Source organism: Nocardioides sp. WJ219 (assembly GCF_058559815.1).
The window spans coordinates 24,323-47,627 of sequence record NZ_JBZUJV010000011.1 but is presented as its reverse complement, the minus strand read 5'-3'; the positions used below and the strand labels follow the sequence as shown (position 1 = coordinate 47,627).

General features: G+C 74.9%; 23 protein-coding genes. 10 read left to right on the top strand and 13 right to left on the bottom strand.

Going from position 1 to position 23,305, the window contains the following annotated elements; all coding sequences use genetic code 11:
- The first annotated feature begins 3 nt into the window (after positions 1–3).
- Positions 4–1,050, top strand: a complete 1,047-nt coding sequence (locus AC4MBH_RS20880) for an NUDIX hydrolase (RefSeq protein ID WP_491797330.1) — start codon at positions 4–6, stop codon at positions 1,048–1,050.
- Here AC4MBH_RS20880 and AC4MBH_RS20875 read toward each other — a convergent pair.
- Positions 1,041–1,811: an EI24 domain-containing protein gene (locus AC4MBH_RS20875; protein WP_491797329.1), complete on the bottom strand. Its 771-nt coding sequence runs from the start codon at positions 1,809–1,811 to the stop codon at positions 1,041–1,043. The two genes, AC4MBH_RS20880 and AC4MBH_RS20875, sit on opposite strands and share 10 nt — an antisense overlap.
- Positions 1,812–1,825: 14 nt before the next feature.
- A complete protein-coding gene (locus tag AC4MBH_RS20870) occupies positions 1,826–2,779 on the bottom strand; it encodes a co-chaperone YbbN (RefSeq protein ID WP_491797328.1) in 954 nt (317 codons plus the stop codon).
- A gap of 77 nt (positions 2,780–2,856) precedes the next feature.
- On the opposite strand from AC4MBH_RS20870, the gene AC4MBH_RS20865 reads away from it, so the two are divergent.
- On the top strand, positions 2,857–4,128 hold the full coding sequence (locus AC4MBH_RS20865; protein ID WP_491797327.1) for an endonuclease/exonuclease/phosphatase family protein: 1,272 nt from the start codon (positions 2,857–2,859) through the stop codon (positions 4,126–4,128).
- A 7-nt stretch (positions 4,129–4,135) separates the two neighbouring features.
- Here AC4MBH_RS20865 and AC4MBH_RS20860 read toward each other — a convergent pair whose 3' ends face one another.
- Genes AC4MBH_RS20860 through AC4MBH_RS20850 form a run of 3 tightly spaced genes read right to left on the bottom strand, consistent with a single transcriptional unit; the run spans position 4,136 to position 6,820 of the window.
- A complete protein-coding gene (locus tag AC4MBH_RS20860) occupies positions 4,136–4,684 on the bottom strand; it encodes an MmcQ/YjbR family DNA-binding protein (RefSeq protein ID WP_491797326.1) in 549 nt (182 codons plus the stop codon).
- Positions 4,681–5,646, bottom strand: coding sequence for a methylmalonyl Co-A mutase-associated GTPase MeaB (gene meaB / locus AC4MBH_RS20855; protein ID WP_491797325.1), 966 nt, complete (start codon positions 5,644–5,646; stop codon positions 4,681–4,683). Before meaB ends, AC4MBH_RS20860 begins: the two co-directional genes overlap by 4 nt.
- A complete protein-coding gene (locus AC4MBH_RS20850; RefSeq protein ID WP_491797324.1) occupies positions 5,630–6,820 on the bottom strand; it encodes an acetyl-CoA C-acetyltransferase in 1,191 nt (396 codons plus the stop codon). The genes meaB and AC4MBH_RS20850 overlap by 17 nt, the downstream gene beginning before the upstream one ends.
- A gap of 109 nt (positions 6,821–6,929) precedes the next feature.
- Here AC4MBH_RS20850 and mce point away from each other — a divergent pair, with 109 nt between their 5' ends.
- Positions 6,930–7,382: a methylmalonyl-CoA epimerase gene (mce, locus tag AC4MBH_RS20845; protein ID WP_491797323.1), complete on the top strand. Its 453-nt coding sequence runs from the start codon at positions 6,930–6,932 to the stop codon at positions 7,380–7,382.
- 6 nt (positions 7,383–7,388) lie between these two features.
- On the opposite strand, the gene AC4MBH_RS20840 is transcribed toward mce, so the two are convergent.
- From AC4MBH_RS20840 to AC4MBH_RS20825, 4 genes are all read right to left on the bottom strand, one after another.
- Positions 7,389–9,671, bottom strand: coding sequence for a bpX6 domain-containing protein (locus tag AC4MBH_RS20840; RefSeq protein ID WP_491797322.1), 2,283 nt, complete (start codon positions 9,669–9,671; stop codon positions 7,389–7,391).
- Positions 9,668–10,276 carry a hypothetical protein gene (locus AC4MBH_RS20835; RefSeq protein ID WP_491797321.1) on the bottom strand — a complete coding sequence of 203 codons (609 nt, stop codon included), beginning with the start codon at positions 10,274–10,276 and terminating at the stop codon, positions 9,668–9,670. The genes AC4MBH_RS20840 and AC4MBH_RS20835 overlap by 4 nt, the downstream gene beginning before the upstream one ends.
- A 1,005-nt stretch (positions 10,277–11,281) precedes the next feature.
- Entirely contained in the window at positions 11,282–11,677 is a 396-nt protein-coding gene (locus AC4MBH_RS20830; protein WP_491797320.1) for a bpX5 domain-containing protein, read from the bottom strand.
- A 7-nt stretch (positions 11,678–11,684) separates the two neighbouring features.
- Positions 11,685–12,857: an AAA family ATPase gene (locus tag AC4MBH_RS20825; protein WP_491797319.1), complete on the bottom strand. Its 1,173-nt coding sequence runs from the start codon at positions 12,855–12,857 to the stop codon at positions 11,685–11,687.
- Between the two features lie 140 nt (positions 12,858–12,997).
- On the opposite strand from AC4MBH_RS20825, the gene ccrA reads away from it, so the two are divergent.
- From ccrA to AC4MBH_RS20810, 3 genes are all read left to right on the top strand, one after another.
- Positions 12,998–14,353: a crotonyl-CoA carboxylase/reductase gene (gene ccrA / locus AC4MBH_RS20820; RefSeq protein WP_491797318.1), complete on the top strand. Its 1,356-nt coding sequence runs from the start codon at positions 12,998–13,000 to the stop codon at positions 14,351–14,353.
- Positions 14,354–14,516: 163 nt separating this feature from the next.
- A complete protein-coding gene (locus AC4MBH_RS20815; RefSeq protein WP_491797317.1) occupies positions 14,517–15,875 on the top strand; it encodes a hypothetical protein in 1,359 nt (452 codons plus the stop codon).
- Positions 15,872–17,089, top strand: coding sequence for an AI-2E family transporter (locus tag AC4MBH_RS20810; protein WP_491797316.1), 1,218 nt, complete (start codon positions 15,872–15,874; stop codon positions 17,087–17,089). The genes AC4MBH_RS20815 and AC4MBH_RS20810 overlap by 4 nt, the downstream gene beginning before the upstream one ends.
- Before the next feature lie 126 nt (positions 17,090–17,215).
- Here the strand turns inward: AC4MBH_RS20810 and AC4MBH_RS20805 are convergent, their stop codons facing one another.
- From AC4MBH_RS20805 to AC4MBH_RS20795, 3 genes are all read right to left on the bottom strand, one after another.
- Positions 17,216–18,337, bottom strand: a complete 1,122-nt coding sequence (locus tag AC4MBH_RS20805; protein ID WP_491797315.1) for a hypothetical protein — start codon at positions 18,335–18,337, stop codon at positions 17,216–17,218.
- Positions 18,337–18,858, bottom strand: coding sequence for a SigE family RNA polymerase sigma factor (locus tag AC4MBH_RS20800; protein ID WP_491797314.1), 522 nt, complete (start codon positions 18,856–18,858; stop codon positions 18,337–18,339). Before AC4MBH_RS20800 ends, AC4MBH_RS20805 begins: the two co-directional genes overlap by 1 nt.
- A gap of 82 nt (positions 18,859–18,940) precedes the next feature.
- Positions 18,941–19,909, bottom strand: coding sequence for an EamA family transporter (locus tag AC4MBH_RS20795; protein ID WP_491797313.1), 969 nt, complete (start codon positions 19,907–19,909; stop codon positions 18,941–18,943).
- A gap of 38 nt (positions 19,910–19,947) precedes the next feature.
- On the opposite strand from AC4MBH_RS20795, the gene AC4MBH_RS20790 reads away from it, so the two are divergent.
- From AC4MBH_RS20790 to AC4MBH_RS20780, 3 genes are read left to right on the top strand one after another with little or no spacing between them, the layout of a single operon-like run.
- On the top strand, positions 19,948–20,484 hold the full coding sequence (locus tag AC4MBH_RS20790) for a CGNR zinc finger domain-containing protein (protein ID WP_491797312.1): 537 nt from the start codon (positions 19,948–19,950) through the stop codon (positions 20,482–20,484).
- Positions 20,485–20,531: 47 nt separating this feature from the next.
- Positions 20,532–21,485 carry an alpha/beta fold hydrolase gene (locus tag AC4MBH_RS20785; RefSeq protein ID WP_491797311.1) on the top strand — a complete coding sequence of 318 codons (954 nt, stop codon included), beginning with the start codon at positions 20,532–20,534 and terminating at the stop codon, positions 21,483–21,485.
- A 53-nt stretch (positions 21,486–21,538) separates the two neighbouring features.
- Positions 21,539–21,760, top strand: a complete 222-nt coding sequence (locus AC4MBH_RS20780; protein ID WP_491797310.1) for a hypothetical protein — start codon at positions 21,539–21,541, stop codon at positions 21,758–21,760.
- A 12-nt stretch (positions 21,761–21,772) separates the two neighbouring features.
- Here AC4MBH_RS20780 and AC4MBH_RS20775 read toward each other — a convergent pair whose 3' ends face one another.
- Positions 21,773–22,543 carry an endo alpha-1,4 polygalactosaminidase gene (locus AC4MBH_RS20775; RefSeq protein WP_491797309.1) on the bottom strand — a complete coding sequence of 257 codons (771 nt, stop codon included), beginning with the start codon at positions 22,541–22,543 and terminating at the stop codon, positions 21,773–21,775.
- Positions 22,544–22,584: 41 nt separating this feature from the next.
- Here AC4MBH_RS20775 and AC4MBH_RS20770 point away from each other — a divergent pair, with 41 nt between their 5' ends.
- Positions 22,585–23,202 (top strand): TetR/AcrR family transcriptional regulator, encoded by a 618-nt coding sequence (locus AC4MBH_RS20770; protein WP_491797308.1) that lies wholly within the window; start codon positions 22,585–22,587, stop codon positions 23,200–23,202.
- Positions 23,203–23,305 lie beyond the last annotated feature (103 nt).

Here is a 23,305-nt window from a genome sequence, read left to right as displayed (position 1 = left end):
CCGGTGACCGACCAGCCGACGCTCACCGACGGCACGGTGACCCTGCGACCGTGGCGCGACAGCGACATCGCCCCGGCGGTCGCCGGTCACGACGAGCACATCGACTACTGGTTCGGTCAGGCCGAGAGCCCCGACGAGGACGGTCTGCGCACCGTCGTGGCGCGGTGGGAGGCCGAGAGCGCGGCCGGGAGCCGGTACAGCTTCGTGGTCGACGTCGACGGCGGGCCGGTGGGCGTGGTCGAGCTGCGGCGGGTCGACGAGCACACCGCCCGGCTGGCGTGGTGGCTGTACGCCGGGCACCGCGGGCGAGGGTTCGCCACGCGCGCGGTGCGGGTGGTCACCGACTGGGCGCTGACGGCGGCGCCGGAGGGCGGCGGCGGGTTCAGCCGGGTGCAGGCCCGGATCGAGCCCGGCAACGAGGCGTCCCTGCGCGTCGCCACCCGCAGCGGCCTGCTCCGCGAGGGCGTCGAGCGCGTCGCGCCCGGCACCGGCGACCGCGCCGAGACCGAGGAGTACGTCGTGCTGGCGCGGCTGGCGAGCGACCCCCCGCTGACCGAGCCCGGCGCGTTCCGCTCGCTCCTCAACTCCTTCCTCCCCCGCAAGCGCGCCATCAGCCAGATGCTGGTGCGCGCCGAGGGTGACGGGGAGCCGCGGGTGCTGGTGTGCCGCCTCACCTACAAGCAGGACTGGGACCTGCCCGGTGGCGTGGTCGAGGTCGGCGAGTCACCGCAGCTGGCGGTGGCGCGCGAGGTCACCGAGGAGCTCGCCCTCGACATCCCGGCCGGCCGGCTCGTCCTGACCGACTGGCTGCCACCGTGGGGTGGCTGGGACGACGCGCTGTGCCTGGTCTTCGACGGCGGCGCGCACCCGGCGTCCATCGTCGAGCGGATCGTGCCGCAGGCGCGCGAGATCCGCGAGGCGGCGTTCCTGACCCCCGACGAGGTCGTCGAGCGCTGTGCCGACTTCACCGCCCGCCGGATCCAGGCCGCGCTGGCCAACGTCAGCACCGGCGGACCGGCGTACACGGAGTCGGGGCGGGGTCAGGCCTGAGTCCGCGAGCGCTCGAGCTCGTAGGCCGGCCCGCGCTCGTCGGGCAGGAGGTCGCGCACCAGGGCGGTGGCACCGGCCACCGCGACCGGCATCATCAGCACGCCGCCGAACGGCACCAGGAAGCAGGCCTGGGTGGCCATGCCGAAACCGTGCAGCACCCGACGGCGCTGCTCCAGCAGACGCTTCTGGCTCGGCTTGTCGAACCCGCGGGCATGGAGGGGGTCCTCCACCAGGTCGCGCGCGAGCATCCGGCCGGAGAGCACGACGCCGAGGGAGATCCCGAGCACCGGCCCGACGACCGGGATGAACCCGCTCACCAGCACGAGGACCGAGATGCCCAGACCGACCAGGCTCAGCTTGAGCCCGTCGCGGAACGACTCCCAGAACCCGAGCCCGCTGCCCAGCTTGACCGGACCCAGGAGGTCCTCGGTCGCCCGCCAGATGCGCTCGTAGAACGGCGAGCCGACGGTGAGCGTGAGCCCGGTGAACGTCGCCGTCGACAGGATGAACAGGCCGAAGACGATCGCCAGGCCGAAGAACCATCGCGCCGGGTCGCGGACCGCGCTCGGCCAGTCATCGGCGAACGGCGTCATCCACGCCGTCACCTCGCCCAGGTGGAGCAGCAGGGTGACGAACGCGCCGGCGAGCACCAGGAAGACGATCAGCGCGGGCACCATCCCGAGCAGGAGCAGCCGCGGCCGCTGGCGGATCAACCGCCAGCCACGCCCGAGGTACGCCGCTCCGTCGAGGTAGTCGCGCATCGGTCGACCCGGTCTCAGAAGAGGGCGGAGGCGAGGTTGCGCCGGGCCGCCAGGACCCGCGGGTCGTCGTTGCCGACCGCGGCGAACTGACCGATCAGGTGCTCGCGCGCCCGGTCGCGCTCCTTCTCGGCGGTGACCCGGACCAGCTCCACGAGCCGGGCGAAGGCCTCCTCGACCCGGCCCTCGACGAGGTCGAGGTCGGCAGCCAGGGTCTGGGCGTCGACGTCGGCGGGGCCGGCGTCGGCGGCCGAGCGCGCCGCGGCGGCGTCGACGCCGGCGGTGCGCTGCAGGACCCGCGCCATCGCCAGCCCGGCGGCGGCCTCGGCGTCGGCGGGGTTGGCGTCGACGAGCTTCTGGTACTCCGCGACCGCGGTGTCGATGTCGTCACGGGCCAGGGCGTCCTCGGCGGCGGCGTAGCGCGGGTCGGCCTGCGGCTCGTCGTCGGCACCGGCGGGGGCCGCCGCGGCCCGCGGCTGGTGCCGGTCGGTGACGCCCTGGGCGGTGAGCTGCTGCCCGAGCTGGTTGAGCAGGGCGCTGAGCTCGTCACCGGGGACGACGCCCGGGATGGGCTGGGTGACCGGGCGGCCGTCGAGCAGCACGAGCAGCACCGGCACCTGGCTGATCTGCAGCGCCTGCGCGACCTCCGGGGCGGTGTCGAGGTCGACGAGGCCGGCCAGGAAGCGGCCCTCGTACTGCTCGACGAGCCGGGCGACGTCGGCGGCGTACGTCGCGCTCTCGGGCGAGCGCGAGGTCGAGTAGACGACCATCAGGACCGGCGCGGTCATCGAGGCCTCGACGACCTGCTGCATCGACTGCGTGTCCACCTGGACCGAGTAGGCCCCGCCGGACGCGGGGGCACCCGCTCCGCCGGCGCCGGCGCCGGGCTGGGCGCTCGGCGGCGGGGTCGCCGGCCGCTTGAGGGCCGAGAGGTCGATCGCGCCACGACGGGTGAACGGTTGCTGCGTCATACCGGCCATCGTAGAGACGGATCGTCGTTCACCCAGCGTTGGCCCACACCGTCGGCGGCCCGTGGCAAGGTGACGGCATGACCACGCTTTCCCGGGCGCGTCGGGTCGCCCTCCCCTCCCTCGTCCTCCCGCTGGTGCTCGGCGCCAGCCTGCTGGCGGCCACGCCCTCCGACGCCGGCCGCGGCCACGGCGGCAACCACGGCGGCCACCACGGCGGCGACCACGGCCACCACGGCGACCGCCCCGTCCGGTTCCAGACGTTCAACGCCTCCCTCAACCGCGCCACCGCGGGCGAGCTCGTCGCCGACCTGTCCACGCGCGACGACCGGCAGGCCGCCGCGGTCGCCGAGATCGTCCAGCGCACCCGGCCCGACGTGCTGCTGCTCAACGAGTTCGACTACGAGCCCGGCAACAAGGCCGTCGACCTGTTCCGGCGCAACTACCTCGAGGTCGGCCAGGGTGGCGCCCGGGCGATCGACTACCCCTACGCCTACGTGGCGCCGTCCAACACCGGTCTGCCGAGCGGGTTCGACCTCGACAACAACGGCTCGGTCGGCGGCGGCAACGACGCGTTCGGGTTCGGCGAGTTCGAGGGCCAGTACGGCATGGCCGTGCTGAGCCGCTACCCGATCGACGTCGACGGCGTGCGCACCTTCCAGCAGTTCCGCTGGGCCGACATGCCCGGATCGCTGCTGCCGACCGACTTCTACTCCGAGGCCGAGCGGCGGGTGCTGCGCCTGTCGAGCAAGTCCCACTGGGACGTCCCGGTCGAGATCGGCCGGCGCACGGTCCACTTCCTCGTCTCCCACCCCACGCCCCCGACCTTCGACGGTCCCGAGGACCGCAACGGCCGCCGCAACCACGACGAGATCCGGCTCTGGGCCGACTACGTCGCCGGTGGGCGCGACGCGCGCTACATCTACGACGACGACGGGCGCTACGGCGGCCTGCCCCGCGACGCCTCGTTCGTGATCGCCGGCGACCAGAACGCCGACCCGCTCGACGGCGACTCGGTCGACGCCGCCATCGACCAGCTGCTCGACCACCCGCGTGTCCAGGACCCGCTGCCCCGGTCGGCCGGTGGCCGCGAGGCGGCCGCCCGCCAGGGCGGCGCCAACGCCGCGCACGAGGGCGACCCCGCGCTCGACACCGCCGACTTCAACGACAACCCCGCCCCGGGCAACCTCCGCGCCGACTACGTCCTGCCCTCGCGCCAGGGCCTGCGGGTGCGCGACGCCGGGATCTTCTGGCCCGTGCCGTCCGACCCGCTCTCGCGCCTGACCGGCGAGTTCCCGTTCCCCTCCTCCGACCACCGGGCGGTCTGGGTCGACCTGCTGGTCCGCCGCTGAGGAGCACTCACCGCTGCCAGCGGGAGACCTGGCCGTCGCGCACCTCGACCTCGGAGGGCGGCCGGGGCCTCGGGTGGTCGCGCAGGTGCGCGAGCACCCGGCTCCGGCCGCGGACCTCGACGCCCCGGTCGGAGAGGACGACGTCGGGGTGCAGCAGCGCCCGGACCTCGCCCCACTCCTGCTGCTCCACGAGGTGCCACAGCCGGGCGGTCGGGGCCGGCAGGTCCGGCAGGTCGTGCAGCATCCGCGGCACGCACATCCGCCACGCGTCGGTGACCAGCTCGCGCATCTCCGCGTCGTCGAGCCGCTCCACCCGGGCGCACACCCACTGGTAGCGCAGGTCGGCGGCGCCCGGCAGGAGGAACGTCTCCGGGTCGGAGGCGACCAGGCCCTCGCGCTCGGCCCTGGGGTAGCCGAACCCCAGCACGGTCTCGTCGCGCGAGAAGGCGGCGAACACGATCTGGCCCACCCGGAGCTTGGCCCGGCCGCGCACCTCGCGCTCGTGGGCCCGGGGCAGCGCCAGGGCCACGCGGCGTACGGCGGCCGGCGTGGTCACCGGTCGAGCAACCGGTCGGCGGCGGCGTACGGGTCGCTCTCGCCCGTCACCACAGCGGCGGCGAGCGCGGCGAGCTCGACGTGGCTGCCGACGTCGGCCCAGCGCGAGCGCAGCACCGCCACCGCGATCGCCTCGATCTCGGCCCGGGCCCGCCGTTCGCGGCGGCGGGTCAGCTCACCGGACTGCTCCGACCAGGCGCGGTGCTCGGCCAGGGCGGCCACCACCGCGTCGACCCCCTCGCCGGTCTGGGCCGTGGTCTTGAGGATCGGGGGCTCCCAGGCACCCTCGCGACGCTCGGCCAGCGCGAGCATCGACCGCAGGTCGCGGGCCACCTGGGCGGCCCCGTCGCGGTCGGCCTTGTTGACGACGTAGAGGTCGCCGACCTCGAGGATGCCGGCCTTGGCGGCCTGGATGCCGTCGCCCATGCCGGGCGCGAGCAGCACCACCGTGGTGTCGGCGAGCCCGGCGACCTCGACCTCGCTCTGCCCGACCCCGACGGTCTCGACCAGGACGACGTCGAACCCGGCCGCGTCGAGCACCCGCATCGCCTGGGGCGTCGACCACGACAGGCCGCCGAGGTGCCCGCGGGCCGCCATCGACCGGATGTAGACGCCGTCGTCGGTGGCGTGGTCGCCCATCCGGACCCGGTCGCCGAGCAGCGCCCCGCCGGAGAACGGCGAGGACGGGTCGACGGCGATCACGCCGACGGTGCGTCCGGCCGTGCGCAGGGCGCGGATCAGCGCGTCGGTCGAGGTGGACTTGCCGACGCCGGGGGCGCCGGTGATGCCGACCACCTGGGCGCGCCCGGTGTGCGGCGCCAGCGCCGCGGTGACCTCGCGCAGCGCCGGCGACTCGTCCTCGACGAGCGAGATCAGCCGCGCGACGGCCCGGGACTCGCCGTCCCGGGCCCGCGCGACGAGGTCGGGTACGTCGACCCGGCGGCGGTCAGTCCTTCGGGACACGGACGATCAGGGCGTCGCCCTGGCCGCCACCACCGCAGAGCGCGGCCGCGCCGACACCGCCGCCACGGCGCTTGAGCTCGAGCGCGAGGTGCAGCACGACACGGGTGCCGGACATGCCGACCGGGTGACCCAGGGCGATCGCGCCGCCGTTGACGTTGACCTTCTCGTCGGGCAGGCCGAGCTCGCGGGCCGAGGAGATGCCGACCGCCGCGAAGGCCTCGTTGAACTCGACCAGGTCGAGGTCGGTGGGCTCGATGCCCTCCTTGCGGCACGCGAGGGCGGTGGCGTTGGCCGGCTGCAGCTGCAGGGAGGAGTCGGGGCCGGCGACCATGCCGTGGGCACCGATCTCGCAGAGGTAGTCCAGGCCGAGCTCGTCGGCCTTGGCCTTGCTCATCACCACGACGGCGGCGGCGCCGTCGGAGATCTGCGACGACGAGCCCGCGGTGACGGTGCCGGTCTTGGAGAAGGCCGGGCGCAGGGCGGCCAGGGACTCGGCGGTGGTGTCGCCGCGGACGCCCTCGTCCTGGCTGACGACGACCGGGTCACCCTTGCGCTGCGGGATCGAGACCGGGACGACCTCGTCGTCGAAGACGCCGTTCTTCCACGCCGCGGCGGCCTTGGCGTGCGACTGGGCCGCGAAGTGGTCCTGCTCCTCGCGGGTCAGGTTGGCACCGGCGGCGTTGATCTCCTCGGTGAGGACGCCCATGGCCTGCTGGGTCACCTGGTCGAACAGCGCGTCGTAGGCCATCGAGTCGACGAGCTTGGTGTCGCCGAACTTGGTGCCCTCGCGCGAGCCCATCAGCAGGTGCGGGGCGTTGGTCATCGACTCCATGCCGCCGGCCACGACGATCTCGCACTCGCCGGCGCGGATGAGCTGGTCGGCCATCGCGATGGAGGTGAGGCCCGAGAGGCAGACCTTGTTGACGGTGATCGACGGGACGTCCATCGGGACACCGCCGGCCACCGCCGCCTCGCGCGCCGGGTTCTGGCCGGCCCCGGCCAGGATGACCTGGCCCATGATCACGTAGTCGATCTGGTCGCCCGAGACGCCGGCCTTCTCCAGGGCGCCCTTGATGGCCACACCCCCGAGGTCGACGGCCCGTTGGCTCTTGAGCCCGCCGAGCAGGCGGCCGATCGGGGTGCGCGCACCGGCGACGATGACGGATCCGGACATGGGTGTGCCTCCGCTGGCTGAGGGGTGGGTCTTCCGGCAGGTTACCGATCATTCACCTCGCCCGCCGTGAGTCAAGCGTCACATCGACCGCGGTCCCGGGCGCAGCACAATGACCGCCATGACCCTGGAGATCCCCGAGCACCTGTTCACCGCCATCGACCACGTCGGGATGGCGGTCCCCGACCTCGACGAGGCGATCGCGTTCTACCGCGACACGTTCGGGATGAGGCTGGCGCACGAGGAGGTCAACGAGGAGCAGGGCGTCCGCGAGGCGATGATGGCCGTCGGCGACTCCGGCTCCCACGTCCAGCTCCTCGCCCCGCTCTCCGAGGACTCGACGATCGCGAAGTTCATCGGCCGCAACGGCCCCGGCTGCCAGCAGGTCGCCTACCGCGTCACCGACGTCGAGCAGGCCAGCGCCGTGCTCCGCGAGCGCGGCGTCCGCCTGCTGTACGACGCCCCCCGCCGCGGCACCTCCGACTCGCGCATCAACTTCGTCCACCCCAAGGACGCCGGCGGCGTGCTGGTCGAGCTGGTCGAGCCGGCCGCCACCCACGGCTGAGGTCCCTCAGGTCAGCCGCGCCACGAGGTCGGCCACGACCTCGCCGCGGACGACGTCGACCACGACGACGTGGTCGCCCGAGAACGCCGTGACGAGGTCGCCGTGGCGGCGGAGGCGGTAGGGCGCCGCCCCGGCGGGCGTGACCAGCACGGCCGAGGGACGCTCGTCCGGTCGGGCGTGCAGGTGCACCCGCGTACCGCCATCGGGGGTCCCGGTCACCGTCACCGTGCCGGCACCGAGCGGCACCGGGGCGTCGGTGTCGACGTCGGGCGGCTCGTACGGCGTGCCCCGGCTGCGCAAGATGCGGCTCGGCAGCTCCCAGCGCCACTCCTCGAGCCCCGCACGCGTCCCCAGGACCACGGTCAACCCCCCGGCGTGCCGCACGCCGTGCTGGACGACCACCGGTTCCTGGGCGAGCTCGACCCAGGTGACCCGCCAGCCGCCCGCGCCGGCCGTCGGGGCCAGCCAGCGGACGGCGTCGCGCCCGAGCTCGACGACCTCGCGCCCGTCGTAGCTGTCGAGCAGGGCGCCGCCGAGGCGGAGCGGGGCCAGGGCGCGGGGCGGCCCCAGCGGCAGGTCGACCTCGAAGACCGTCGCCACGCCCTGGCGGTCGGTGACCAGCAGCACCCGGGTGCCGTGGTCGGCCACGACGACCCGCTCGGCGGGCACGTCCCACCGCGCCCAGCGGCGGCCGTCGCGCCGCAGCAGCCGCACCCCCGCGTCCCCGAGCGCCACCAGCACGTCGCCGCCGGTGCCGATCGCGACGGCGTCGGTGATCGAGGTGTCCCCCGAGCCTCGCCGGTGCACCTCCACGTGCTGGCCGTCGGCGGGGCGTCGCAGGGGGTGCGGGAGGTCGGCGACCACCAGCGGGTCCGCCCGCGCCCGGTAGCCGCGCAGCAGTCGCTGGGTCTCGGCGTGTGGCATCCCCAGGTCGCCGCGGACGAGTGCGAGCGACGCCGCGGTGGCGAGCTCGCGGTCGAGCGGCCCCGCGGCCGCCCGCCGGGCGGCAAGGGTCCGGACGAAGGTGGCGAGCGCGAGCGACGGGCCGCCGGCGGTCAGGGTCCGCGCGGACCGCACGACGTCGTCGTCGGCGCCGGCCTCGAGCGCGTGGGCGAGCGCGTGCCCGGCGGCGGCACCGCCGAGCGCGAGCCCGGTCGCCAGGTCGCGGGCGACGAGCGGCCACAGCCCACGGTCGGGCCAGGCGGCGTCGACGGCGCCGACGTGGTCGCCGTCCTGCTGCCGGTCGGCCACCCAGGCGCGGCGCAGCGAGCGCGCCAGGTCGGGGTCGGTGCCGCCGAGCAGGTCGACGGCCTGGGCGAACGCACCGGTACGACGGGCGTGCTCGACGGCGCGCTCCCGCTCCCCCGCCCGCCACCACAGGCGCACGACCAGCGCCGCCTCCATCCGGCGACCCTCCGCCACCTCGGCCGCGAGCCGGGCGTGGCCGTGCCGCTCCAGGAGCTCGACGGCGGCCAGCGGCCGGCCCATCAGGTCGCAGAGCACGTACGCCGCCCGCAGCACCTCGCCGCGGCGCTCGAGCTCGGCGGCCGCGGCGGCGTACAGCTCGCGCAGGTGCTGCTCGACGGTGGGACCGAAGCCGAGGCCGATGCCGCCCCCACCCGGGCTCGTCGACGGTGCTTCGGTGGAGCCCCGGCGCGACGGCATCCGCAGCGACAGCGCCCCGCCCAGCCCGCCGAGGCCGATCGCGGTCGCCAGCGCCTCGTCGAAGTCGCGGCGCTCGAAGGCGCTGGTGAGCCGCTGCAGGTAGGCCGCGTGGCGGCGTCCGAGCACCCGGACGGCGGGCGTGCGCGCCAGGGCCCGGGCCAGCAGGGAGGAGCGGGCCGGCACCATCTCGGTCGGGACGCCGCGGGCCGCACGCCGTACCCCGGCCGCGCGACCCAGGTCGGGCACGACGACCGGCGTCGTCGCGGGGGCGACGACCGGGGGCGGCGGGGCCGGTGCCTGGACGACGGCGAGCCGGCGCACGTCCGGCGGGCACCACGCGGCGAGGTCGGCCTCGGCCAGGGACGCCGGGTCGAGCGACGTCCACCCGCCCGGACCGGGCACCTCGACGAGGGCGCCCTCGCCGGCGCGGAGCGGGAGGCCGGGCCCGCGCTCGGCGCGCACGGCCACCGGCTCGGGCAGCAGCAGCACCAGGCGGCGACCGAGCGCGAGCAGCCGGGCGCCGTCCTGCCAGTGCTCCTCGACCCGGGCGCTCACGTCGGCGGCGGTCTCGGGGTCGAGCACGAACCCGACCGCGTCGAGGCGTCCCCGGAAGCCGTCACTCATCCGCCGAGCCCCACCCGGACGAGCTGCTCACCGGTGCCGAGGTCGCCGACCTCGACCGCGGTGGCGGTGGTGCGGACGATCCAGGGACGCAGCGGGTGGAGCGAGCACGTCCCCTCCTCCCCCGACCACGCCGTGAGCGCGCGGTCGACGTCGGGGCCCACCAGGCGCAGCAGGCGACCGGCGCCGGCGCGCGACCGCGTCACCAGGCACGGCCCCGCCTCGGGCAGCACCACCACCCCGAGCACGCCGTGCCCGTCGGCCACGTCGACCTCGTGCCCGGCCGGGCCGTTCTGCAGCCGCCAGCGGCCGTCGCCCAGGCGCAGGGCCTCCCAGCCCTCCGGTCCCAGCAGGGCGCCGGAGCGCGTCTGGATCCGGGGCTGGTCGAGCTGGCCGGACGGGGCGACGTCGCCCCACGGCCGGTGCACGGTGTGCTGGTCGTCGACCACCCACCACCCCGACGGCAGGTCGACGACCAGCGACCGGGCCCAGAGGAACAACCGGCGCACGGGGCCGGCGACCACGGCGGCGACGTCGTCGGGCGCCAGTCCCAGGGCCGTCGTGGTGGTCTCGACGCCGTCGATCGCGCCCAGGTCTCGTCCGACCACGTGCGGCCACACCCGGGGTGCCGTCGGTGACCAGTGCGACCGTACGGCGTCCGAGCACCGCCGCCGCGAGCACCTGCCCCGGCACCACGTAGCGCTTGGGCCGGGTGGCCCCGCCGTGCTCGGGGACCACCATCCGCACCAGCACGTCGGGCCGCTCGCCGTGCCACAGCAGCGCCGGAGCGGCCGAGCTGAACGCCGCGCCGTGACCGGGCGCAGGGGTGAGGTCGACGGCCTGCGCACCGCGACGCGCGAGCAGGCCCTCGCCCCGTAGCGCCGCGATCGCGATCCCGCTCGGCGGCAGCTCGACGCTCGCCGTCGCCCCGGCCACGTGCAGCTCGACGCGGGCAGCCCGCTCGTCGGCCCAGTCCGCGACGGTGCTGGTCAGCACGCGCCGGTGCCCGCCGGCGGCCGCCGCCAGGGTGGGCCCGCCGACCACCCACGCCTGGTCGACCCGGTCGAGCCCCTCGAGGTACGCCGTCACGACGGCCGGGTCGACCCGGTGCGGGCTGCGCCACTGCAGCCACCGCGGCACCAGCACCTCGAGCGGGCCGTCGGCCCGGGCCCCCGAGCACGCGTCGACCAGCGTCAGCCCGGAGCCCAGGTCGCTGGCCCGGCGGTGCAGCACCACGAGCGCCGCGAGCTGGACGAGGCGGCCGGCGCCGAGCTGCTCGGGGCCGGGGTCGACCAGCGCGAGCACCGAGCCCGTCGGCGACGGCTCCCGCCGTGCCAGGTGGGAGTAGCGCAGCTCGCCGGCGGCCGCGCGGCGCAGGAACTCCAGCGGCACCTCGTCGGCCACCAGCCACTCCTCGGCGAGCAGCCGCTCGGGGTGCCCGCGCGAGGTGGTGCCGTCGTAGCCTTCGGGCTCGCCGGTGGCCTCGGCGTGCGTGTCGAGCCGGCGGACCAGCTCGTCGACCCGGTGGACCAGCGGCCCGAGCGCCACCGCCAGCCCGGCGTCGAGGGCCGCGAGCGCCTCCGACCACGGCGCGAGGGAGGCGGGGAGCCGGCTCACGGCCGGGACGCCCACTGCTCGAGCAGGACCGGGTCGGCGGTGGCCTCCGGGTTCGGGCACGCGGCGGTGACCTCCGGCGTCAGCACGACCAGCACGGGCGCGCCGGCGCGCTGCTGCACGGCGCGGCGCACCAGGTCGACCGGCGCCGCCGGCGCGTGGGTCGTCGAGACCAGCGCGCCGCCGTCGAGGCCGAGGTAGCCGACGCCGGGGACCCAGGGCAGGTCGTCGGCGGCGCCGCCCACCACCAGGACGCCGTCGGCGTCGAGCGCGCAGCGCAGCGCCGCACCGGCGCGGACCCGCTGGGCCGCCGCCACCGCGAGGGCCCGACCGGGGGTCCCGGCGGCCCAGGCCGCGGCGGGCGGCAGCGGGTCGGGGCGGAGCGTCCAGCGCACGTCCCGGTCACGCCCGCAGCAGCGCGGCCAGCCGCTCGCGTCGCGCGCCGAGGTCCTCGGGCAGGTCGGCGGCGGCGAAGCCGGCGTCGACCTCGCGCAGGAGCGCCTCGACCCGGTGCCGGCCGTCGAGGTCGAGCGGCGACGGGTCGGCCGCGAGCAGCGTGTCGGCGTCGCGGACCATCCGGTCGGCGCGCGCCCGGGGACCGCGCGAGAGCAGCTCGGCGGCGTGCGGCACGCCGCGGCTCGACGCCGTGGCGATCAGGTCGCCCAGCACGTCGGTGGCCAGCGCCTGCGCGTCGGCGGTCGGGGCGATCAGCGGCAGCACCCACAGGTCGGCATCGCTGGCCCGGGTCCGCCCGTCCAGGGCGGCCGCGGCGGCGACCAGCCGCTGCACCCGGACCACGCGCCGGTCGCTGAGCGTGACGCCGGCGGCGCGCAGGCGTCGTACGGCGGCGCCCAGCGTGGGCGAGAGGCCGGCGACCTCGACGGTGGGCACGACGGCGTGCAGCACGTCGAGGGCGGGCCGCAGGTCGGCCGTCACCGGCTCCGCCGCCGCCCGGTCCCCGGCCCACCCCGTCTCGAGCAGCTCCTCGAGCCGGGCGTCGGGCACCGGCTCGACGAAGACCCGCACCAGGAAGCGGTCGGCGAAGGCCGCCAGCGACGGGTCCTCGGGCAGCACGTTGCACGCGCCGACGCACACCCGCAACGGGCTGTGCACGACGGTCGCGCCGCGCCGGTAGACCCGCTCGTTGAGCAGGCCCAGGAGCGTGTTGAGGATCGCGGTCGACCCGAGGAAGACCTCGTCGAGGAACGCGACGTCGGCCTCCGGCAGCATGCCGGCGGTCTCGACCTCCACCCGACCCTCCCGCAGCGCTCGCAGGTCGATCGGGCCGAAGATCTCGTGGGGCTCGGTGAACCGTCCGACGAGGTACTCGAAGTAGCGCCCGCCGAGCTCGCGCGCCACCCGCCGGATCGCCTCCGACTTCGCGGTGCCCGGCGGACCGACGACCAGGGCGTGCTCGCCCGCGACGGCGCACAGCACCACGACGTCGGCGAGGACCTCGCGGTCGACCAGCCCGGTGCGGGCGCGCTCGAGCGCCGCTCCGACGGCTTCCGCCGCTGCCGGGACGCCGGTGCCGGGACTCCCGACGCCCGGGAGCACGGGCGGGGGCTCGACCATGCGGCGGAGTCTAGGAGTCCCGGCGTCCGGGCTGCGCCTGAGACCTGCCACACACCAGCCCCGCGACGCGGTTACCCACCGGTATCTTGCGGCCTGGTCCTGCTCGACCCCTGCCGTCCACCTCCAGGAGACTTGATCCCGTGCAGCACATCCTCGACGCCATCCAGGCCGCCGGCGCAGACCCGGCCGGCCCCACCAGCGACGACTTCGCCGCCCTCGACCTGCCGGAGTCCTACCGGGCGGTGACGGTCCACAAGGACGAGGTCGACATGTTCGAGGGCCTCGCGGCCCGCGACAAGGACCCCCGGCGCTCGCTGCACGTCGAGGACGTCGCGCTGCCCGAGCTCGGCCCCGGCGAGGCGTACGTCGCGGTGATGGCCTCGGCGATCAACTACAACACCGTCTGGACCTCGATCTTCGAGCCGGTCTCGACGTTCGGGTTCCTCGAGCGCTACGGCCGGCTCTCCGAGCTCACCAAGCGCCACGACCTGCCCTACCACGTGGTCGGCTCCGACCTGTCCGGCGTCGTGCTGCGCACCGGCCCCGGCGTGACCCGCTGGAAGCCCGGCACCGAGGTCGTGGCCCACTGCCTCTCCGTCGAGCTCGAGGACCCCGACGGCCACGACGACACGATGATGGACCCCCAGCAGCGCATCTGGGGCTTCGAGACCAACTTCGGCGGCCTCGCCCACATCGCCCTGGTCAAGTCCAACCAGCTGCTGCCCAAGCCGAAGCACCTGACCTGGGAGGAGGCCGCCTCCCCCGGCCTGGTCAACGCCACCGCCTACCGCCAGCTCGTCTCCAAGAACGCCGGACAGATGAAGCAGGGCGACAACGTCCTCATCTGGGGCGCCTCCGGCGGCCTCGGCGGCTTCGCGACGCAGTACGCGCTCAACGGCGGCGCCAACCCGATCTGCGTGGTCTCCAACGAGGAGAAGGCGGACATCGTGCGCTCCATGGGCGCGGAGATGATCATCAACCGCTCCGAGGAGAAGTGGCAGTTCTGGAACGAGGAGGGGACCGAGCAGAACCCGAAGGAGTGGCAGCGGCTGGGCAAGAAGATCCGCGAGCTCACCGGCGGCGAGGACATCGACATCGTCTTCGAGCACCCCGGCCGCGAGACCTTCGGCGCCTCGGTCTACGTGACCCGCAAGGGCGGGACCATCACCACCTGCGCCTCCACCACCGGGTTCATGCACGAGTACGACAACCGCTACCTGTGGATGAACCTCAAGCGGATCGTCTCCAGCCACTTCGCCAACTACCGCGAGGCCTTCGAGGCCAACCGCCTCATCGCCCAGGGCAAGATCCACCCGACGCTGTCGCGCACCTACACCCTCGACGAGGTCGGGCAGGCCGCGCTCGACGTCCACCACAACCTGCACCAGGGCAAGGTCGGCGTCCTGTGCCTGGCTCCCGAGGAGGGTCTCGGGGTCCGCGACCACGAGCTGCGGGCGAAGCACCTGGACGCGATCAACCGCTTCCGCGGCGTCTAGGTCGTCGCTCCCGACAACCTCACGGGGCGAAGACGCGTCTCATCGGAGTACGGCGGTCCGGACCGCCGGGTCGGGGTGGGATCGGGGCCGATGATCAGGGAGACTGGCCCCGCTGCCTTCCCTGGCGCTTCCCACCACTCCAGACCCCCAGTGAGGTTCACCGATGAGCGACCGAGGCCTGTCCATCTTCGACGAGGAGCCGGACGAGACCGAGACCTCTGAGGCGTCCCGGACCCCACGCAAGGGGGGCCCGGCCGCCGAGCCCGACAGCCAGCGCACCCAGGTCATCCCGGTCGTCCCGGCCGGCGCCACTGCGGCGCAGGGGCGTCCCACCGCCGCGACCCCCCGCACCCAGCCCGGCCAGCCGGCCCAGCCTCCTGCCCAGCAGGCTCAGCAGGTCCAGCCGCCGGCCCAGCCGGCCCAGCAGGCCCAGCAGGCCCAGCCCGCGCAGCAGGGCCGGCCGGTCCTGCCGCCGGCGCCGGTGGCGTCCGGCCCGGCGACGACCGCGGCCCAGAGCACCTTCCCGGTCGTGCGTCGCAACGGCTACGACCGCGCGGCCGTCGATGCCCGGGTGCGTCAGCTGAGCAGCGAGAAGGCCGGGCTGAGCGCCGGGCTGGCCGACTCCGAGCGCCGTGCGGTCGAGCTCGAGCGGCAGATGGATGCGCTCCGCGAGCAGCTCGCCGAGCAGAAGTCGCCGTCGTACGCCGGTCTCGGCGGTCGCGCCAGCACGATGCTCCGCCTCGCCGAGGAGGAGGCCGACGAGATCCGCGAGGTCGCCCAGCGCGACGCCGCCGAGATCAGGGCCCAGGCCGAGCGCGACGCCAAGGCGATCCGCGCCGAGGCGTCCCGCGAGGTCGAGGACATGAAGGTCGTCCAGATCCGCGAGCTCGACGAGACCCGGTCGCGGCTCGCCGCTGACGCCGAGCAGGAGCGGGCGCTGGCCAAGAGCGAGGCCGCCGACCTGGTCGCGGCCGCCCGGCGCGAGGCCGACCAGGTGCGGCTCGCGGCCCAGCAGGAGACCAGCGAGATGCGTACCGGCGCCACCCGCGAGGTCGAGCAGGCCCGCGCGTCGGCCGACCGGGAGGTGCAGGAGGCCCGCCGTACCCTCGCGGTCGAGAAGGAGCGGCTGGCCCGCGAGGCCACCGACCACCACAACACCGCGGTCGCCGAGACCAAGCGGCTGGTCGAGGAGGCCGAGCGCCGCGCCGAGGCCGCCGAGCAGCGGGCCGCCGAGGCGACCAAGCAGGCCGCGGAGAGCCGGGCCGCGTCGGTCGCCGAGGCCGAGAGCGCGGTGCAGCGCGCCAAGCGCGAGGCCGAGCAGGTCGTCGCCGCCGCCCAGCAGAAGGCCGAGGCGATCTCCTCCAACGCCGACGACGCGGTGGCCCGCGAGATCGCCGCCACCCGTGCCGAGCTCGACCGCCTGGTCAAGCGCCGCGACTCGATCACAGCCCAGCTGGCCTCGCTGCGCGACGTCGTGGCCGGGTTCGCCAGCGACGACGAGCCGGACGACAGCAGCCGTTGAGCGAGGAACCCACGGCGGCCGAGTCCGCCGAGCGCGCCTCGGTGGCAGCGGAGCGGGCCGAGGAGTCCGCAGCCGTCGCCTCGGCCGCCGCCCGGTCCACCGACCCGCACAGCCCCTCGGGGCTGGGCGGGTCGTCGGGGTCGGCGGCCCGCGACAGCGACGACTTCGGCACCCCGGGCGCACCGTTCGAGAAGCGCAACCCGTTCTACCTCGGCTTCGTCGGGGGCCTCGGCGCGCTGACCGCGTGGTTCCTCTTCCAGGCGATCACCGGCATCGGCTCGGTGCTGCTGCTGGTGATCGTCGCGCTGTTCCTCGCCGCCGGCCTCAACCCGGCGGTGGAGCTCCTCGAACGACGTGGCCTGACCCGGGCGTGGGCCTGCACCTTCGTAATCGTCGCGTTCCTGGCCGCCGTGGCGCTGTTCCTGGTGGCGCTGGTGCCGGTCATCACCGACCAGGTGCGGTCGTTGAGCGACCGGGTGCCCGGCTGGCTCGACGACCTCGAGCGCAACAGGCGCGTCCAGGAGCTCGACCAGAACTACGACGTCATCGACAAGGTCAAGGACTACGTCGCCAACGGTGACTTCGTCTCGGGCATCTTCGGTGGCGCCGTGGGTGTCGGCCTGCGGGTGCTCTCGGCGCTGTTCAACGCCTTCATCGTCATCGTCCTGACGCTGTACTTCCTCGCCTCGCTCCAGCAGACCAAGAACGCGCTCTACCGGCTCGCCCCGGCGTCGCGTCGCGAACGGGTGACCCTGCTGGGCAACCGGGTGATCCGGCTCATCGGCGGCTACGTCTCGGGGGCCTTCATCGTCGCGATGTGCGCCGGGATCACCTCGTTGATCTTCCTGTTCGTCATCGGTCTCGGCGAGTACGCCGTCGCCCTGGCGTTCGTGGTCGCCCTGCTCGACGTGATCCCGATGATCGGCGCCACCATCGGCGCCGTCGTCGTCACCGCGATCGCGTTCGCCACCGACGTCAACGCCGGCATCGCCTGCGTCGTCTTCTACGTGATCTACCAGCAGGTCGAGAACTACGTGATCTACCCGCGGGTGATGAAGCGGTCGGTCGACGTCCCGGGCGCGGTCACCGTGATCGCCGCCCTGATCGGCACCGCCCTGCTCGGCATCGTCGGCGCCCTCCTCGCCATCCCTACCGCCGCCGCCCTCCTGCTCATCTCGCGCGAGGTCTTCGTCAAGCGCCAGGACCAGCGCTGACCGCGGGGACGCCCGACGCTGGTCGAGCCGCGGGGACGAGGTCACCGCGAGTCGAGACCCCCGCAGGGTAGGCACCTCACCGGGTCTCGACTCGGGCTCGCTGGCGCTCGCCCGGCTCGACCAGCGTCAGCCCTGCGGCCCGATGAACCCGAACGACGGATCCCCCGACACCACGGCACCCACCCCGCCGACGACCCACGGCTCGGTCATCGCCGGGGTCAGCCGGGTGGTCTCCAGCTCCCACACCTGGGTCGCGTCGACGGCGATGCCGGCACAGAAGTCGACGGGGTTCACCGCGTCCTGGCGGAGCACACCCCCGTCGGCGTCGAGGACCTCGAGGACGACCGCGCCGTAGAACTGGTAGTCGACCGCCGGGCACTGGTCGGTGGGAGGGTCCCCCGCCGCGACCGCGGCGAGGTAGTCCGACAGCGCGCGGCGACCGAGGTCGGCGGCGTAGGTGAGCTCCCACGGACCGACGGACGTCTCCTCGGACACCAACCGGTAGGCGCACACCCGCAGCGTCACCGGCTCGGCGTCGGGGTCCGCGGCGCGGTCGTGCCCGATCGGCCCGGATCGGTCGACCTCCGACAGGCACCGCTCTCCCCCGGTGACCGAGTCGAGGATCCGGCGGCGCAGCGCGGGGTCGGTGCTGGCGACGGTGACGGTGGTGCCGTCGCGCTCGACGGTCTCCTGCACCAGCCCGTTGTCGAGCTCGACGGTCCCCGGGGCCACGGCCGCGCCGAGCCAGACGTAGTCGGTGGCCGGGAGGTCGGGGCGGTTGTCGGGGTAGGGCACGCACACGTCGGTGTGGCTGATCGGCCGGCCGACGTAGGGCATCGCCGACTCCTCCGCGGGCCCGACCGGCATGCCCGCGGCGTCGAGCGCCGCACCGGGGAAGCACGTCAGCGCGTTGCCGACCGTGCCCTGCGGCGCCGAGCCGTAGCCCCAGTCGGCCGGCACCTCGACCTGCAGGTCGCGCCAGTGCTCGGTGCGGACCTCGGACGTGGACGGGGTCGTGGACAGCGACTCGGCCGCCCGGTCGCCCCGGCCGTCGTCGTCATCGGCCACGACGGCGGTACCCGCAGCCACCACGACCACCGCGGCCGCGGCGGCACCCACCACCCACGTCGTACGCCGTCCGCGTGCGGCCCGGCGCGCCCGCCCGACGAGGGCGGGGTCCACCTCCGCCCGGTCGGCCCGGTGCTCCAGCCCGGCCCGCAGCGCGCGCTCGAGCTCGTCGTCGTCCATCACGCGTCCTCCTCGGTCCCGGTCAGCTCGCGGCGGAGCGCCGCGAGCCCGCGGTGGACGTGGGAGCGCACGGTGGCCTCGGCGAGGTCGAGGACCCGCGCGATCTCGGCGTAGTCGAGGTCCTCGTAGAACCGCAGCACCACCGCCGCCCGCTGCTGGGTCGGCAGGGCCGCGCACACCCGCCACACGGCGTCGTCGCGGGCCACGCCGTCGGCCGGGTCGGCGGTCGGCAGGTCACGAGGCTCGGCGACGCTGAGCTCGCGGCGTCCGCTGCGTCGCCACGCCGAGACGTGGGCGTTGACGACCATCCGGCGCACGTAGGCGTCGGGGTCGTCGGTCCGGCTCACCCGGCCCCACCGTGCGCAGGCCTGGGTCAGCGCCGTCTGCACCGCGTCGTCGGCGGCGTCCTGCGACCCCGTGACGAGGTAGGCGAAGCGCACCAGCCGCGGCAGGCGGGCCTCGGCCCAGGCGTCGAACGACGGCGCGTCGGCTCCGCGTCGCCACGTCGGCCGCTCGGTCACTCCCGCATCCACGCACGACTCACGCCGCCGGGGCGGCTCGTGTTGCACGTGGCGGACGAGTTTTTCCGGATCAGACCTCGGGTCAGACCTTGAGCTCGGGCTCCGCGGCCGCGACGTCGCGCTCGCCGAGCTTGACGCCGATCACGCCGACGATGATGAGCAGGCCGCCGAGGAGCTGCACCAGGGCCGGCAGCTGGTCGAGCAGCAGCCACGCCCACAGCACCCCGGCCACGACCTCGCTCAGCGCGACGAACGACGCCAGCCGCGACCCCAGCCGGCGGGCGGCGGCGATGCCGGTGGTGTAGGCGACGGCGGCCGTGACCAGGCCGAGCAGGACCATCGGCGTCCACCAGGCGACGTCGACACCGGCGTAGGCCACGTCGACGGAGGCGGCGCGCATCGGGAGCAGGCCCACGAGCCCCAGCAGGCCGAGGACGGCGGCACCGACGACGAGGCCACCGGCAGCCAGCGACAGGGGCGGGAGGCCGGTGGAGTCGTCGCCGTTGATGATGAAGTACGTCGCGCAGCCGACCATCGCGCCGAGCGCCCAGAGCACGCCGGCGGTGCTGAGGTCGGCGCCGGAGACCAGGTCGAGCACGAGCACCAGGCCGAGCGCACACACCGCGGCGCCGCCGAGGGTGACCGGGCCGGGCCGCTGGCCGTGCCGCAGCCAGAACCAGACGACGACCGCGGCGGGGGCGGTGTACTCGATGAGCAGCGCCGGGCCGACCTGCATGTGCCCGACCGCGGAGAAGTAGCAGAACTGGGCGCCGGCGACGGCGAGGACGCCGTACAGCCCGATCAGGCCGGCGTTGTCGCGGACCAGCGACCACCGACCGCGGAGCGCGCGCACGCCGAACGGGACGACGACGAGCGCGCCGACCGCGATCCGCACCAGCACCACGGCCCCCGCGCTCCAGCCGGCGTCGAGCAGCGGCTTGGCCAGCGCGCCGGACAGACCGAAGGCGATGGCGGAGGTGAGGGCCAGCGCGAGGCCGGGGGTCGCGGAGGCGCGGCGGGCGGTGGCCGCGTCATCGGTCAACGTCGTCATGACCCATGACGCTACGGACGGTGCGGTAATCTGTCAACGTGGTATTCGCTCATGACGTCGAGATCGCGCTGCAGTCCGCGACCGTGCTGGCCAACAGCGCGCTCGAGCCCGAGACGATGACCACGGTCGAGGAGTTGTCGGCGTTCTTCAGCGAGTTCTCCTACTCCGGGCGCCACGACGTCGACGAGGCCGAGCTGCGCGGCGTCCTCGCCCTGCGTGCCGAGCTGCGCGAGCTGCTGACGGCCTCGCGGGATGACGCCGTGGTGCTGATCAACCGGATGCTCGCCGAGGAGAACGCCCTGCCCCAGCTGGTGCGCCACGACGCGTTCGACTGGCACCTGCACGCCATCGACACCGACGCCCCGCTGCCGGCCCGGATCCGCGTCGAGACGGCGATGGCGATGATCGACGTCGTCCGGGCCGACGAGATGTCGCGGCTCGGGGTGTGCGCCGACGACGAGTGCGAGGGGCTCGTCCTCGACCTCTCGCGCAACCGGTCGCGGCGCTTCTGCTCCACGGCCTGCGGCAACCGCAACGCCGTCGCCGCCTACCGCGCCCGCCAGGCCACGGGCTGACCCTGCTGGGTGAGCCGCCCGGCCGTCGTGCTCGGCACGATCGACACGTGCCGATTCCTGTGGGAAGCGCCTGGCCCGACGTCGTCGACGACCGCCTCGTGGTGGACGGGCGCCCGATCCGGGTGCTCCGCGCCCTCGGGCGCCACGGCCCCGGCGTCGGCGAGCCGCAGCTGCTCGTGCACGGCCTGGGCGGCTCGGCCGTCACGTGGGTCGAGGTGATGGAGGGTCTCGCGGCGCGCGGCCCCGTCGTCGCCCTCGACCTGCCCGGCTTCGGCGGTACGCCGCCCACACCCGGTGAGCGGTTGACGATCGACGCCTACGCCGACCTGGTGGTCGCGGTGGCCGACGCGCTCGGCTGGGAGCGGTTCTCGCTGCACGGCAACTCCATGGGCGGTCTGGTCTCGACGCTGGTCGCCTCCGCCCACCCCGACCGGGTCGAGCGACTGGTGCTGGTCTCCCCCGCGCTGCCGCCCCGGTCGCCGCTGCGCCTGCTCGTGCCCGCGCGCGCCACCCTCACCGGGATGACCCCCATCGCGGTGTCCGCGGGCTCGGCGGCCGCGCTCGGCCTGCTCGGGGCCGTGCCCGAGGCGTTCGACCGACGACGCCAGCGCGCCCTGCTGGGCCTGATCTTCGGTTCGCCCGACGAGGTCAACCCGGACCTGCTCGACCTGATGGCCCGCGAGTACGGCGAGACCCAGACCGGCGCCGACGCCGACGACCGTCGCCGTGCCCTGCTCGCCGCCCTCCGCTCGATCACCCTGTCCTGGGTCGATCCCCGCCGGGTCTGGCGCGCCATCGACGCGGTCGAGGCGCCGACGATGGTCCTCGGCGGCACCGTCGACGCCCTGGTGCCCGCGCGGGTCCTGCGGCAGGTGCTGGCGCGGCGTACCGACTGGGTGGGCCACGTGCTCGACGACCGCCGGCACGCCCTGATGATGGAGAGCCCCGCGGAGTACCTCGACCTCGTCGACCGCTGGTACGCCGACCGCTCGGTCGCCTGATCTCACCCCCGCAGGTGTCCGGGTCGGCGGTCTCGCTCGACTAGACAGGACGCATGGCAAACGAGCTGGACCAGGACCACATCACCGCTGTGCAGGCCGTCGTCGACCGCGTGACCTCGTGGCAGGACGGCGCCACCGAGGGCACCGTCGAGGCCGAGGTGCGCAAGGGGCTCGACGAGGTCGGCGTGACCCTCGACGACGGCCAGATCATCCAGCTGGTCGGCGCGATCGAGGCCCAGCAGGGCCAGACCGACGCCGGTGAGGTCCTGGGCTGACGCCCCTGCCCCTCAGCAGAACCGCGGCGTGTACGACGGCCTGAGGCCGAGGTCGCGGAGCACGACCGGGTGCGTGTCGCCGTACCTCGCGCACGCCCGCCGGAAGTCGACGCGGCGGTACTCGACCATCACCACCTGGCTGCCGTAGCTGCGCACGTAGCGGCTGCACTCGCGGAACTGCGCGCACGACTCGGTGACCGCGAAGTCGAACCCGATCCGGGTGCCGTCGTAGCCCGCGAGGTTCTTCTGCCCGACCGCCAGGCCGGCGCGGTGGCCGGCGCGCACGAGCAGACGGGCGAAGGCGAGCGTGTCGGCACGGTCGATCAGCCGCCCCGACCGCGTGTAGGAGTCGAGGTTGTCGAGCTCGACGGCCTGGAAGCCGTCACTCGCGCAGCCGGCGACCCACCTGCCCACGATCCGCGCGAGCCGCTGCCGCTTCGCCGGCGTGCGGAGGTCGAGCAACCACTCGCCCCAGTTCTCGTCGACCACGGGCCGGCCGTCCTTCTTCAGCACCAGGTCCCACCGCTGCCGCCAGAACCGCTTCTGGTTCGGCTGGGTCTGGAACCCGTTGACGTAGCAGATGTTGTAGGCCCCGTCGACGGCGCGCGCGGCGCGGTCGCGCACCACGATCCCGACGCCGGCCGGCACGTCGTCCTCCCCGCCGAGCTGGTAGTCGGCGTGGGTGCCGGTGGGGATCGGCTGCACCCGGGCGTGAGCCGGGGCCGGCCAGAGGAGGGGGAGGCCGACGACGGCCACGAGTAGCAGGAGGACGAGTCGGCGCACGCAGACACCGTACGTCGCGCCCCTCGTGGCACGATGCCCGCGTGACTGCGGAGGGCGCCCCGCCCGGGAGCCGGCGCGGGCGGCCGGGCTACGACCAGGAGACCGTGCTGCGCCGGGCGGTCGACCTGTTCAACGAGCGCGGGTACGACGCCACCAGCATCGCCGACCTCGCCCGCGACCTCGGCGTCACCAAGTCGGCGATCTTCCACCACGTGGCGAGCAAGGAGGACCTGCTCGCGGCGGCCCTGGACGAGGCCCTCGACGGCCTGACGTCGGCGATCGACGCCGCGGCCGACTCGCACGGCGAGGTCAGCGCCTACGAACGGCTGCGGGCCACCGTGGCCGAGTCGGTGCGCATCCTGGCCGCGCACCTGCCGGCGGTCACCCTGCTGCTGCGGGTGCGCGGCAACAGCCCGGTGGAGCTGGCCGCCCTGGCGCGGCGCCGGGTGATCGACGAGAAGCTCGCAGGCCTGGTGCGAGACGCGGCGCGCGAGGGGCACCTGCGCCCCGACCTCGACCCCGAGGTCGTGAGCCGGCTGCTGTTCGGCACCGTCAACTCGCTGATCGAGTGGTACCGCCCCGGCGGTCCGGTGAGCGTCGACCGGCTCGCCGAGACCGTCACGGCGATGCTGTTCGACGGCCTGCGCGCCACGGACTGATCCCGGCCGTCCTTGTACTCGAACATGTGATCGAGTAGACCGCGGTGTGCCCGTACGGCGCCCACTACCTCCGCGACCGTGGCGGCACGTCGGTGGTCACCCA

Excerpts from the sequence above, each read along its gene's own strand:
- AC4MBH_RS20875 (WP_491797329.1), bottom strand. The coding sequence starts at position 1,811 with ATGCGCGACTACCTCGACGGAGCGGCGTACCTCGGGCGTGGCTGGCGG.
- AC4MBH_RS20870 (WP_491797328.1), bottom strand. The coding sequence starts at position 2,779 with ATGACGCAGCAACCGTTCACCCGTCGTGGCGCGATCGACCTCTCGGCC.
- AC4MBH_RS20865 (WP_491797327.1), top strand. The coding sequence starts at position 2,857 with ATGACCACGCTTTCCCGGGCGCGTCGGGTCGCCCTCCCCTCCCTCGTC.
- AC4MBH_RS20850 (WP_491797324.1), bottom strand. The coding sequence starts at position 6,820 with ATGTCCGGATCCGTCATCGTCGCCGGTGCGCGCACCCCGATCGGCCGC.
- mce (WP_491797323.1), top strand. The coding sequence starts at position 6,930 with ATGACCGCCATGACCCTGGAGATCCCCGAGCACCTGTTCACCGCCATC.
- AC4MBH_RS20840 (WP_491797322.1), bottom strand. The coding sequence starts at position 9,671 with ATGAGTGACGGCTTCCGGGGACGCCTCGACGCGGTCGGGTTCGTGCTC.
- AC4MBH_RS20825 (WP_491797319.1), bottom strand. The coding sequence starts at position 12,857 with ATGGTCGAGCCCCCGCCCGTGCTCCCGGGCGTCGGGAGTCCCGGCACC.
- AC4MBH_RS20815 (WP_491797317.1), top strand. The coding sequence starts at position 14,517 with ATGAGCGACCGAGGCCTGTCCATCTTCGACGAGGAGCCGGACGAGACC.
- AC4MBH_RS20805 (WP_491797315.1), bottom strand. The coding sequence starts at position 18,337 with ATGGACGACGACGAGCTCGAGCGCGCGCTGCGGGCCGGGCTGGAGCAC.
- AC4MBH_RS20795 (WP_491797313.1), bottom strand. The coding sequence starts at position 19,909 with ATGACGACGTTGACCGATGACGCGGCCACCGCCCGCCGCGCCTCCGCG.
- AC4MBH_RS20780 (WP_491797310.1), top strand. The coding sequence starts at position 21,539 with ATGGCAAACGAGCTGGACCAGGACCACATCACCGCTGTGCAGGCCGTC.